The 11,310-nt window shown below is 68.4% G+C and carries 9 protein-coding genes; all 9 read right to left on the reverse strand.

From position 1 onward, the window contains the following. Positions 1 to 80: 80 nt before the first annotated feature. The gene (locus ACPEES_RS22285; protein WP_435106494.1) at positions 81 to 1,799 is read right to left on the reverse strand and encodes an FAD-dependent oxidoreductase; all 1,719 of its coding nucleotides are present in this window, start codon (positions 1,797 to 1,799) and stop codon (positions 81 to 83) included. 15 nt (positions 1,800 to 1,814) lie between these two features. Then, positions 1,815 to 2,672 (reverse strand): class I fructose-bisphosphate aldolase, encoded by an 858-nt coding sequence (locus ACPEES_RS22290; RefSeq protein WP_435106496.1) that lies wholly within the window; start codon positions 2,670 to 2,672, stop codon positions 1,815 to 1,817. 29 nt (positions 2,673 to 2,701) lie between these two features. Further along, the gene (locus tag ACPEES_RS22295) at positions 2,702 to 3,484 is read right to left on the reverse strand and encodes a DeoR/GlpR family DNA-binding transcription regulator (RefSeq protein ID WP_435106499.1); all 783 of its coding nucleotides are present in this window, start codon (positions 3,482 to 3,484) and stop codon (positions 2,702 to 2,704) included. After that, on the reverse strand, positions 3,481 to 5,007 hold the full coding sequence (locus ACPEES_RS22300; RefSeq protein ID WP_435106501.1) for an FGGY-family carbohydrate kinase: 1,527 nt from the start codon (positions 5,005 to 5,007) through the stop codon (positions 3,481 to 3,483). The genes ACPEES_RS22295 and ACPEES_RS22300 overlap by 4 nt, the downstream gene beginning before the upstream one ends. After that, the gene (locus ACPEES_RS22305) at positions 5,004 to 5,981 is read right to left on the reverse strand and encodes an ABC transporter permease (RefSeq protein ID WP_435106504.1); all 978 of its coding nucleotides are present in this window, start codon (positions 5,979 to 5,981) and stop codon (positions 5,004 to 5,006) included. Before ACPEES_RS22305 ends, ACPEES_RS22300 begins: the two co-directional genes overlap by 4 nt. Continuing rightward, positions 5,978 to 7,606, reverse strand: a complete 1,629-nt coding sequence (locus tag ACPEES_RS22310; protein WP_435106507.1) for a sugar ABC transporter ATP-binding protein — start codon at positions 7,604 to 7,606, stop codon at positions 5,978 to 5,980. The genes ACPEES_RS22305 and ACPEES_RS22310 overlap by 4 nt, the downstream gene beginning before the upstream one ends. 19 nt (positions 7,607 to 7,625) lie before the next feature. Further along, positions 7,626 to 8,756 (reverse strand): sugar ABC transporter substrate-binding protein, encoded by a 1,131-nt coding sequence (locus ACPEES_RS22315; protein ID WP_435106510.1) that lies wholly within the window; start codon positions 8,754 to 8,756, stop codon positions 7,626 to 7,628. A gap of 381 nt (positions 8,757 to 9,137) precedes the next feature. Further along, a complete protein-coding gene (locus ACPEES_RS22320; RefSeq protein WP_435106512.1) occupies positions 9,138 to 9,914 on the reverse strand; it encodes a triose-phosphate isomerase in 777 nt (258 codons plus the stop codon). Between the two features lie 204 nt (positions 9,915 to 10,118). Beyond that, entirely contained in the window at positions 10,119 to 10,883 is a 765-nt protein-coding gene (locus tag ACPEES_RS22325; protein WP_435106515.1) for a DeoR/GlpR family DNA-binding transcription regulator, read from the reverse strand. Positions 10,884 to 11,310 lie beyond the last annotated feature (427 nt).

Here is an 11,310-nt window from a genome sequence, read left to right on the forward strand (position 1 = left end):
GAACCGCCGGCGGGTGCGGCGCTCCAGGCTCGGCTCGGTCAGGACTTCCTCGTTCTTCGTCACAGCGTCTTGCTCCTAAGTCAGTGCCCAGATATTACACACGTTCCTCTTCGGCTACTGTCGGGTGTGACGTTGACACTCAGGGTGGCGGCTTCGATTTCGTGGTGGCGGCGGGTTTCGGTCCAGTGGCAGTGCTCGGCGGCGATGTCGGCGATTTCCGCCACGGTTGCCGGGTCGGCGTTGCCGGTTAGGGCCAGGGCCGTGCGGCGGAGGAGGATGTCGGTTAGGCGGCAGACGGCTTCGGCCTGGCAGAGGAATTGGATCTCGCCGCGGAAGTAGGTGGGTTGTGTGGTCAGGCGTTGGGCGCCGTCCGCCTGGATGGCCTTGGCCACGGCTTCGGCGCGGGTGCCGTAGCGCTCGAGCAGTCGTTTCGTGTCCTCGGTCGGTAGTTCGGTGCGCCGGCTTATTTGCTCGGCGAGCGCGTCGGTGGCGGTCGGGTCTGTGGGGTAGTCCCGGCCGCCGCCGATGGGCTCGTTATGGGTGGGGCACTGGCGCTGGTGGCGCAGCCGCTGGAGAACGTCGTCGGCGACTTCCTCGGCGAAGTTGCGGAAGGTGGTCCATTTGCCGCCGATGAGGGACAGCACCGGGAACGCTCGGTCGTCTTTTGGTTCGTCCACCTGCACGGAATGACTGCGCGGCACCTTGCCCGGGTCGTCGGCGTCCACGGCGGGCAGGGGGCGGACGCCGACGTAGTGGTAGACCACTTGCTCTTGCGCGATGCGCAGGGTCGGGAAGAGCTTGCCCACTTCCGCGAGCATGTAATCGATTTCGGTGTCGTCACAGATCACGGCGTCGGGGTCGTCCACGGGAATGTCCGTGGAGCCGACGAGGACGTGGTCGAAGAACGGGTAGGCGAGGCAGATACGACCGTCGCTGGCGCCGAAGTAGACCATGCGGCCGTCGAGCTCGCGGCGCAGCTCGGGATGGTCGAGTACGAGGTGCGAGCCCTTGCTGCCGCCCACGTAGCGGGTGCGGCTGCGCAGGGCGCCGTTGACGTGGTCGATCCATGGGCCGCCGGCGTTGACCGCGATCTCCGGCTCCACCGCCAGGCGCTCGCCGGTCTCGCCGTCCTCGACGATCAGCGCGCTGGTGTCGCGATCCACAGCGGCGGCGTAGTTGAGCGCCGCGCAGCGTGGGTTCGTGGCAAGACCGTCGAGCACCAGCTCCAGGGTCAGGCGCTCGGCGTAGGTGACGCGGGCGTCGTAGTAGCAGCCGAGGCCGACGATGTCCTCGCGGAGGTCCGGCAGGGTCTGCAGCGCCTGCTCGCGGCCCAGGTAACGGTAGCGGGGCATCACCCGGTCGTGCCGGCCGAGCCAGTCGTAGAGGGCGAGGCCCAGCCGCAGTACCAGCCCGCCGCGCTCGAAGCCCCTGGTGCTCAGACGCAGGAAGTGGAGCGCCGCGCCCAGGGTGCCGCCGAAGCGCGAGTGCACCGGCACCACGGAGGGCAGCGGCTTGACGTAGTGCGGGGCGTTGCGCAGCAGCCGGTTGCGCTCGCGCGCGGATTCGGCGACCAGGTCGAACTCGCCGGTTTCCAGGTACTTGAGTCCGCCGTGGATGAGGCGCGACGGCGCGGCGCTGGTGCCGCCGCCGAAGTCGCCCCGGTCGATGAGCAGGCAGTCCACCCCCTGCAGGGCAAGGTCCCGGAAAAGGCCCGCGCCGTTGATGCCGGCGCCGATGATGACCACCGGAAACCGCCGGCGCTCGCGAATGGCCTGCAGGGTCGCGTCACGGTCGTACATGCCTCGGTTTCCCCCTCAGACCCGGGCGCCGTGTGCCTGTTCGAGCGTGCTCAGCGCCTGGTTCAGCGGTGCGCGCCCGTGGACCAGCTCGGCCATGGCCCGCAGCAGGGCGGGGCGGTCGTCGGCCTGGAACAGGGTCCGGCCGAAGAGCACGCCGGCGGCGCCGCTGCGCAGGATGCTGTCGGTCTGGCGCAGGGTGTCGGCATCGCTGCCGTCGCGGGTGCCGCCGAGCACGAGCACCGGCGCTTCGGCGCCTTGCACGACCTGTTCGAAGCTCTCGGCGGTGCCGCCCCAGGGCGTTTTCACGATGTCCGCGCCGATCTCCGCGGCCATGCGTGCGTTGAGCGCGATGGTCGCCGGGTCGGTGGGGTCGCCGGCGACGCCGTTGCGCGCCCAGATGGTCTCGGCAATGTGCACCATTCCCCAGCGCCGCGCCGCGCGCGAGACTTCGCCGGACATGGCCATGGTCCGGCGCTCCAGCTCCGGGTCGCCGTGTCCGGTGAAGAAGAAGGTGATGACGGCGTCGGCGCCGAGGGCGGCGGCGTCCTCGACGGAGCAGATGAGCTCGGTGCGGCCCTGGTCGTAACCCGTGGGCGCATCCACGCGCCACATGGTGGTGTGGTCGAGGCGCAGGATGATCGCCGGCCGGTCGCGGCCCTGGAGCTGGCTCGCATAGCGCTCCAGAAGGCCCGGGGTGAGGATGAGCGCGTCCACGCCCGCCTCGGTGGCTTCGGCGATGACGGCGCCGACGTCTTCCATGCCCGGCAGGGGGCCGAGCTGGAGGGCATGATCGAACGCAAGCCCGAGAACCCGGCCGCTGTCGCGGTGGAACAGGCGGCCCATGCGAATGGCTTTTCCGGTAGACGTGGTCAAGGTGTGTACTCCCTGTCGGTGGTGACGGCTCAGACCAGCTGCAGCGGCACTTCGGCGTCGCGGAGCTCGTCGCGGACGCCGCCGTCGAGTTGGCGGTCGGTGAGCACCTCGTCGAATTCGGTGAGGTCGGCGAAGCGGTTCAGCGCGGATTTGCCGAACTTGGTGTGATCCACCAGCAGAATCCGCCGGTCGGCGGCTTCCATCATGGCGCGGTTGGCGCGGATGACCTGCTCGTCCTGGTGGTAGCCGGTGAGCCCGTACACCGCGGAGGTGGAGAGAAAGAGCACGTCCGCGCGCAGCGAATGCAGCGCGTTCTCGGTGACCACGCCCAGGAAGGCGTCGAACGTCTCGCTGTAGGTGCCGCCGACGCAGATCAGGTCGATGCCGTTTTCCTGTCGCAGGCGCTCCAGGATGGCGTGGGCGTTGGTGATTACCGTCAGCGGCGCGGCCTCCGGCAATACCTCGGCGACCTCGGCGCAGGTGGTGCTGGCGTCGAGGATCACGGCCATGCCGGGCTCGACGCGTTGCAGGGCGGCGCGGGCGAGCTGGCGCTTGCTCTCCAGCGCCTGGGTGCGGCGGAAGTGGTAGTTGCTCTCGAACAACACCGAGCGCTGGGCGCTGGCGCCGCCGCGAACCTTGCGCAGCAGGCCCTGCTTGGCGAGGGTGTCCAGGTCGCGGTGGATGGTCATGCGGCTGACGTCGAAGCGCTCGGCGAGCTCGTCGACCTGGACGGAGCCGACGCGCATAAGCGTTTCCATCACCCGGCTGCGGCGTTCCTCCGCGCTGAGCGCTGTTTCGGCGGATGGGGTCACTGGCGTACCTCCCTGTCGCTGAGTTTCGGCCAAAGCGGTTCCAGGGCCTTGGCGAGCTGGCGGTAGAGGGCGTAGCCTTCGTCGGCCGCCTCGGCCCCCTGTGGATCCGGCTCGTGCGGCGCTGCCGGGTGCACGGCCTCGGCGACGCCGGTATCGATGCCCTCGTACACGCCGCCGGCGACGCCGGCGCAGACCGCGGCGCCGAGCGCGGAGACCTCGTTGGCGGACACCGTGCCCACCGGCAGGCGGAAGTTGTCGGCGAAGCGCTGGCGCAGCACCGGGTTACGGACGCCGCCGCCGGCGGCCCGGGCGCGTTCCAGGGGGAACGCGGCCTTGAGGGCGTCCACGTGGGTGCGGTGGTTGTAGGCGATGCCTTCGAGCACCGCGAGCAGGACGTGCCCCCGGGTGTGCCAGCCCTTGAGCCCGAACAGGCCCCCGCTCGCCCGGTCGGACAGCGGCGAGCCGTAGAGGAACGGGTGGAAGAAGACCCCGGCGCGGTCCTCCGCCGCGCGTTCGATCTCTGGCTGCAGCGTGTCGAACACCGAGCCGCCCCGGGCTTCGGCCTCGACCTGCTCGCGCTGGCAGAATTCCCGCAGCACCCAGTCGATGTTGGCGCTGGAGGCGGGCGAGATGGCCATGTTCATCCACTCGCCGGGCCGGAAGCCGTTGCGGCAGGCGACGCTCGGGTTTCGCGCCGGGTGCGTCGAGATGGTCTCGTTGATGCTGTAGGTGCCGGCGACCACGGTGAGCTCGCCGGGGTGGATGTTGCCGAGCCCGATCGCCGCGGCGGTGACGTCGTGCAGGCCCGTGGCCACCGGTGTGCCGGCGGGCAGGCCGGTCTCCGCCGCCACCTCGGTGCTGACGCGCCCGGCGGAGGCGTCGCAGGCCACCACCGGGGGCAGGCACGGTTCCAGCGCGGAGAGGCCGAACAGGCGCAGCGCCTCGGCGGAGTAGTCCTGCGTCTCCACGTCGGTGAACGACTCGCTCGCCTCCGTGGGATCGGTGGCCACCTCACCGGTGAGGCACAGTCGGATCCAGTCCTTGCAGGCCATGACCCAGCGCGTGCGCGCCAGGCACTCGGGCCGCTCCTCGGCGAGCCACGCGAGCAGCGTGGCCGGTGCCGAGACGTGCGGGGTCTGGCCGGTGCGGGTCAGGGCCTCATCGGCGACGCCGACCCGCTGCCAGCGCTCAAGCACCGCCACGGCGCGGCTGTCCAGCGACAGGATGCCGGGACCGGCGGGGCGGAGGTCCGCGGTGACCGGGTACAGGCCGTCACCGTGGGCGGTGACGCCGACCCCGCGGACGCGCGCGGCGTCCACGCCGGGGGCGGCCAGGGCGTCGCGGATGGCCGCCGCCGTCGCGGCCCAGGCCTCGTCCATGTCCCGCTCCACGTGGTGGGGGTGGGGGTAGTGGACGGTGATGCGCCGTTCGCCCACGGCGACCTCGGTCCCGTGGCGGTCGAAGACGACCGCCTTGGTCACCGTCAGGCCGCTGTCGATGGCGAGCAGGAGATTGTCGCTCATGCCGCCTCCGCCTGCAGCCGCATCCGGCCCTGGAGGCTCGCCAGATAGATGGCGGCCAGCAGAATCAGGCCGAAGGCGATTTGTCGCACCGACGGCTCGATGCCGTAGAGGTTCATGAGGTTCTCGATGATCGCGATCACCAGCACCGCGGCGAAGATGCCGCCCACCCGGCCGACACCGCCGGTGAGGCTGGTGCCGCCGAGGATGGCGCCGGCGAAGACCATGAGAATGTCCCCCTGACCCATGTCCGCGGTGACCGACTGCAGCCGGCCTACCTCCAGGATGCCGCCGACGGCGGAGACCAGGCCGGCGATCACGAATACCAGTGTCTTGGTGCGGGGTATGTTGATGCCGGCGATGTAGGCGGCGTTGCGGTTGTTGCCCAGGGCGTAGATGTCCTTGCCCAGACGGTGGCGGTTGATGAGCACCCAGGCGGCGGCGTAGAGCGCCAGCCAGACCACCACCGGCACCGGCACGACGCCGCCGATGCGCCCGGAGCCCAGATAGGTCACGGACTCGGGGAGGTAGTAGATGCCCTCGGGGATGAGGAAGATCACCACGCCCCGCAGCGCCAGCAGCATCGCCAGGGTCACGAGAAAGGCGCTGACCCCGAGCCGGACGGTGAACAGCCCGTTGAACAGTCCGATCAATGCGCCCATGGCCAGGGTGATGGGAATGACGAGGCCCGGCCAGAGGAGCTCCCCGGCCCACTGGGTCACCAGCACCACCGCCACTGTGGGGGCGACGGCGAAGGTGGACTCCAGCGACAGATCCAGCTCCGCGGTGAGCAGCACGAAGAACAGCCCCAGCACCATGCAGCCCAGCGGCGCCGCGGCCCAGAGCACGTTGGTGAAGTTGCGCACCGAGATGAAGCCGGGAACGGTGGTGCCGATGGCGATGAGCAGTGCGAGTAGCAGCCAGATGAGGTGCCGCTCGAACAGCGGGAATACGAAGCGCTTCATGGTCGTGGTCATTGGTCCGTGACCCCCTGAATAGTTCGATACAGCTCGGCGACGGTGAAGTCGTCGGCGCCACGCTCGAGCGTGCGCACCACGCACCCGCGGTAGAACACGAGGATGCGATCGCAGACCTCGATCATCTCGTCCTCGCTCTCGCTGGTCATGATCACGCCCGTGGTCTCGGAGAGCTGACGGCGCACGGTTGCCAGCAGCGCCGGCTTGGAGGCGATGTCCACGCCCCGGGTGGGCTCGTTGAGCAGGAAGACGCTCGGTTCGGCCAGGGCCAGGCGGTTGATGAGCACTTTCTGCTTGTTGCCGCCGGAGAGGAAGTCGATGGGCGTGGCGGTGGAGCGGGTTTTCACGCCGGTCTCACGGGTGTAGGTCTGCACTGTCTCCCGCGTGCGCTGGCTGTCGATGAAGCCGCCGGCGCTGAGGAACCGGCCGTAGCTCGACAGCAGGGTGTTTTCCGCCACCGTCATGTTCTGGACGATGCCCTCGGCCTCGCGGTGCTTGGGCAGATAGACGATGCCCCTGGCAATGGCCTCTTCGGGCGTACGCGGGTGCGCCGGTTGGCCGTGGAGCCGGACCGCGCCGCGCGCCTTGCGGTGCAGTCCGAAGATGGCCTCCATCGCCGCTTCCTTTCCCGAGCCGTCGAGGCCGGCGAAGCCCAGCACCTCGCCGGCACGCAGCTCGAAGCTCAGGTCGTCGAACGCCCGCGGCAGGCTCAGATTCCGCGCTTCCATGACGGTGCGGGCGTCGGCGGCCACCGGCTCGCGCTCCTGTTTCAGCGCCTCGATGCTCGCCGCCGTGTCGCCGACAATCCATTCGGCGAGCGTGCGCTCGCTGCTCTCGGCGGTGGCGAGGGTCGCGACCCGGCGGCCGTCGCGCATGACCGTCACCCGGTCGCAGAATTCCATGACCTCGGAGACGTGGTGGGAGATCAGGGTGAACGACAGCCCCGGCGTCTTCGCGAGCAGATCGCGGAGCAGCCGCAGCAGTGCCTGCTTGCGCGAGCGGGACAGCGAGGCGGTGATCTCGTCGAGCAGGATGCCCCGTGCCTGGTCGATGTAGTAGGCGCGGGCGAAGGCGAGCAGCTGCTGGCTCTCGATGGGCAGATCCCGGATGGTCGTGTGCGGCGTGACGCCGTCGAGCTCCAGGGTCTCGATGATCTCCCGGGCCTTGCGTGTCATCTCCCGGGGGCGCAGCAGGCCGAACCGGCCGGTTATGCCGGCGCCCATGAACAGGTTGTCCGTGACCGACAGCAGCTCGGCGAACTGCGGCTCCTGGGGGATGAGGACGACGCCGTGCTCGCGTGCCCGCGCCGGTGTGTAGGACTGGGCGTGCACGCGGTGCCCGCCCACCTGGATCTCGCCCTCGGTGGGGCGCTGCAGGCCGGCGATCATGCTCACGAGCACGGATTTGCCGGCGCCGTTACGGCCGATGATGCCGTGCAGCTCACCGCAGTCGACGCGCAGGTCCACGTTGTCCACGGCCAGCACGCCGGGGAAGCGCTTGGTCACGCCGTGCAGGGCGAAGGAGACGTCCGCGGCCGGGCTAGCCGCCGGGCGCTCGAAGGGGGCGGGAGCCGCCACGCCCCCCAGGCGTGACGGCTCGTCGCGGTGCATTTCTCGCTGGAACATCGCTGGCTCCCCGCGTGCCTTATTGCGGATAGCTCGGGAGCGAGCCGTTCTCGTCCTTGTACATCCGGTTCGACCAGATGCGCGGGTCGTCATGGGGCACGTCACCGGGGACGGTGTAGGCCTGGGTTTTGAACCACGGTCCCTTGAAGCCCTGGTTCTCCATGACCTGCACCGGGCGCCAGAGCTCGTCGCCGTTCAGGGTCGCGCCGATTTCGGGCAGCTCGGCGCGGTTGTCGTTCATCTGCTGCCAGAGCAGTTGCATGGTCATCACGCCCTCGCCGACCGCCGGCTGCACGGAGACGTGGTCGATGTCGCCGCGGGCGACCGCCTGCAGCTCCGGCACGGTGCCGTCGATGGTGGTGACGGGGATGTGGCGGCTGTCGTCGCGGGGGTAGAGCAGCCCCTGGGCCTTGAGGGCCGGCACGGCACCGCCCACGCCCATGGTGCCGTCGATGCTGGCCACTGCCAGGAGGTTTCCGCCGCCGTGGCGGGAGATGATGTCCTCCACCGCGCTGCGGGCGTCGCCGCCGTTGCAGCCGGCCTCGCGGGTCTCGATGGCGAGGTTGTCGTGCTTCTCGGTGATGGGATCGAGCACCGAGCGGTAGCCGTTGTGCCGGTCGATGTCGAACGAGGCGGTGATGATGCAGCGCAGCTCTACGATGACGCCGCCTTCCTCCGCCCAGTTCTCGCCGCGCAGCTCGGTGAGCCGATTGACGATGGCCTCGCCGCCGAGCCGTCCGGCGGTCTCGTTGTCGAATGCGACGAAGACCTGCTCGGAGTCGGGGACGTAAGCGTTACTTGTAACGACCGGAATGTTATCGCGCTGCATCTGCGCGAGAGAGGCGCGCATGGCCTCGCCACGCCAGGGCACCAGCAGCACCCCGTCCACGCCGCGGGCGAGCTGGGCGTCCAGGAAATTGCGCTGCTCGCCCACGTCGTTGGCGCCGAATACCCGGAAGTTGATGTCCACGCCGTGTTTTTCCTCGATGCGCTGGCGCTCGAGCTCCTGGCCGAGCTGTACGCCGTTGAAGTAGATGTCGTCCGGCGCCCACCGGACCACGGCGACGTCGTAGCTGTCCTGCGCCAGGGCGCTACCGGCCGTGAGGGAAAGGGCGAACGTGGCCGCAACGGCCGCAAGTCGGTTTCGCATCGGTCTCCTCCACTTGCCCGGAAACGGTTCGGGCGATGTTTTGTACTACTGATCCTGTTATATGAAACAGGTTCGGCGTTATTTATAGCACACAATTTGTGACAAGCAACATAGTCATTGTTACGACTTGGGAGGTCGCGTGTTGGGCGACGCGTCCGCGTTCGGTATGGAGGCAATGGGAACGCGACGTGCGCGTGCCGCGTGACGAGGGCTGGCACGCGGACGCGGTCACGTGGTTGGTGGCTGCGGGGCTGCCGATGGCGTGCGGTAACGGCGGCCGGCACGGCGCGTGGGGCTGTCAGCCGCAACGCGGAGGCCTGTGCCGGCGGGGGAGGTGGGTGTCGGTGTGGCGCCCGGCGGTAGTCCGGACGCCAGGGCGGGTCAGGCTGCCAGCCGTGCGTTCGCGACCTTGCTCACGATGCGCAGGTAGCCGTCCGCGTCCCACGCGGCGCGACCGATGAACAGGCCGGCAACTTCGGGCAATGCGGCCAGATCTGCGCAGTTGTCTTCGTTGACGCTGCCGCCGTAGAGCACCGGCAAGGGCTGGTCGTCGGCGGTGCGCGGCAGTGCCTCGCGCAGGCACCGGTGGATCCACTGCGCGTATTCCGGGGTGGCCGGACTGCCGCCGTCGCCGATGGCCCAGACCGGCTCGTAGGCCAGCAGGCAGCGCCCGAGCTGCTCGGCGCTCACACCGCTCAGGGCGATCTTCGCCTGGCGCAGCACCGTCTCCTCGGTGGCGCCCAGTGCCTTTTCCGTGGCCGTCTCGCCGATGCAGATAAGCGGGCGCAGCCCATGGGCCAGAGCGGCCTTGACCTTGCGGTTGACCGCCTCATCGGTTTCGTTGAAATACTCACGCCGTTCTGAGTGGCCGAGCTCCACGATATCCGCGCCGCAGTCAATCACCATCGTTGGCGACACCTCGCCGGTGAAGGCCCCGGCGTCCGCCCAGTGCATGTTCTGGGCGCCGACCATCACCGACTCATCCGCCAGCTCCCGGCAGACGGTTTCCAGTGCCGTGAAAGGGGGAATCACGAAGCCCTGCAGGCGTTCGTCGCTGTCCAGCAGCGTCGATGCCCGCAGTGTGCGAGTGAAGTTCCGGGCTTGCGCGAGGGTCTTGTTCATCTTCCAGCTGGTGCCGATCCAGAACGGCTGATCCATGGGGCTCTCCTGTTCATAGTTGGCGTTCGGGCGCTGGCGTCTTCGGCCGCGGGCGAGTCGACCCGGCGAGGTATGTAACACCAAATTCGATATTTGTATCAATTTATTTGGTACTTGTCTCATGGCCACCGATGAGCGTGGCCATGAGGCCAGCGGCTGCTCATCGCTCGTGGAGCGGGCATGGGGATGGGAGAGCCGGAGGGATCAGCGCGTTACGACCCGAATATTCACACCGTCTTCTTCGAGACCGGCGGCCAGGTCGGCATCGAAATCCTGCGTCGTCAGTACGGCATCGAACTCGCTGAGCTCGCCCAGTCGGTTCAGTGCCGTGGTCCCGAATTTCCGGTGATCGACGAGCAGCACACGGCGAGAGGCTGCCGCCATCATGGCGCGCTTCGCCTTGACGATCTGCTCGTCCTGGTGGAACACGATGGTGCCGTTCACCGCCGATACCGACATGAACAGCACGTCGGCGCGTAGGGCCGCCACGGCGTTTTCGCACACCAGGCCGAAGAACGCGTTGTAATGGCGCGAATAGGTGCCGCCGAGGCCGATCAGTGAGATATCGGCGGCATCGCACAGTCGTTCGAGAATGCCGAAGCTGTTGCTGATGACCGTGAGGGGCTTGTGCGCGGGCAGCAGCTCGGCGAGTGCCAGCACGGTGGTGGAATCGTCCAGCATCACGCATTGCCCGGGCTCGACGTGGGCAAGGGCGGCGCGGGCCAGGGAGGCCTTTTCCTTGGTGGCGGTGCGCAAGCGATAACGGTAGTCGCTTTCGTAGAGCGCGCTGGGCAGCGCCGAGGCGCCGCCGCGAACGCGCCGGATCACCCCTTCGTGTTCCAGGGCGTCGAGATCCCGGTGGACGGTCATCCGACTGACGCCGAAGTCCCTGACCAAGTCCTCTATGCCCACTGAGCCATGGCGCAGGATGTAGTCCAGTAGCTCGTTACGTCGGACTGTTGTCGACATGCCTGAATCGGTCCCTCTTTCCGGATCGCGACTGTGCAGAACTGTAAGACGCGTGTCCATTTCGCGGAGTCCCTGATAGCGCTCCATTCAACCAGCGTTGTTTTGCCGCTACGACCGCGGGAAGAAGCCTCGGCGTCGAGGTAGACGTCCGCGTCAGTCATCGCGTGAATTTTGCGCGAAATCGTCCCGGCGTTGGACATGGCGATAGCTCACCCGATTCGGAGCAAATTGTTCAGCATGGCGTGGGTATTTACTGCGGCGGTGGGAGACGTGCAGTAGCCCGCGCATCGGGGGCGGGGGCAGGTGGTCGTCCCGACGAAAAGTCGTCCCCCTTCTCGGCGTATCGACCCTCCTGGATGCGTGACGCGATCCCGGGATCCGCGCACAAGTTGATGATTGGCGGTTACAATTTTCGGCGTTACCCATC

The organism is Arhodomonas sp. AD133 (assembly GCF_051195215.1).
Taxonomy (GTDB): domain Bacteria; phylum Pseudomonadota; class Gammaproteobacteria; order Nitrococcales; family Nitrococcaceae; genus Arhodomonas.

What these genes read in the sequence shown, in the direction of transcription:
- ACPEES_RS22300 (WP_435106501.1), bottom strand. Translation starts at nt 5,007, where the DNA reads ATGAGCGACAATCTCCTGCTCGCCATCGACAGCGGCCTGACGGTGACC.
- ACPEES_RS22310 (WP_435106507.1), bottom strand. Translation starts at nt 7,606, where the DNA reads ATGTTCCAGCGAGAAATGCACCGCGACGAGCCGTCACGCCTGGGGGGC.
- ACPEES_RS22285 (WP_435106494.1), bottom strand. Translation starts at nt 1,799, where the DNA reads ATGTACGACCGTGACGCGACCCTGCAGGCCATTCGCGAGCGCCGGCGG.
- ACPEES_RS22305 (WP_435106504.1), bottom strand. Translation starts at nt 5,981, where the DNA reads ATGACCACGACCATGAAGCGCTTCGTATTCCCGCTGTTCGAGCGGCAC.
- ACPEES_RS22315 (WP_435106510.1), bottom strand. Translation starts at nt 8,756, where the DNA reads ATGCGAAACCGACTTGCGGCCGTTGCGGCCACGTTCGCCCTTTCCCTC.
- ACPEES_RS22325 (WP_435106515.1), bottom strand. Translation starts at nt 10,883, where the DNA reads ATGTCGACAACAGTCCGACGTAACGAGCTACTGGACTACATCCTGCGC.
- ACPEES_RS22320 (WP_435106512.1), bottom strand. Translation starts at nt 9,914, where the DNA reads ATGGATCAGCCGTTCTGGATCGGCACCAGCTGGAAGATGAACAAGACC.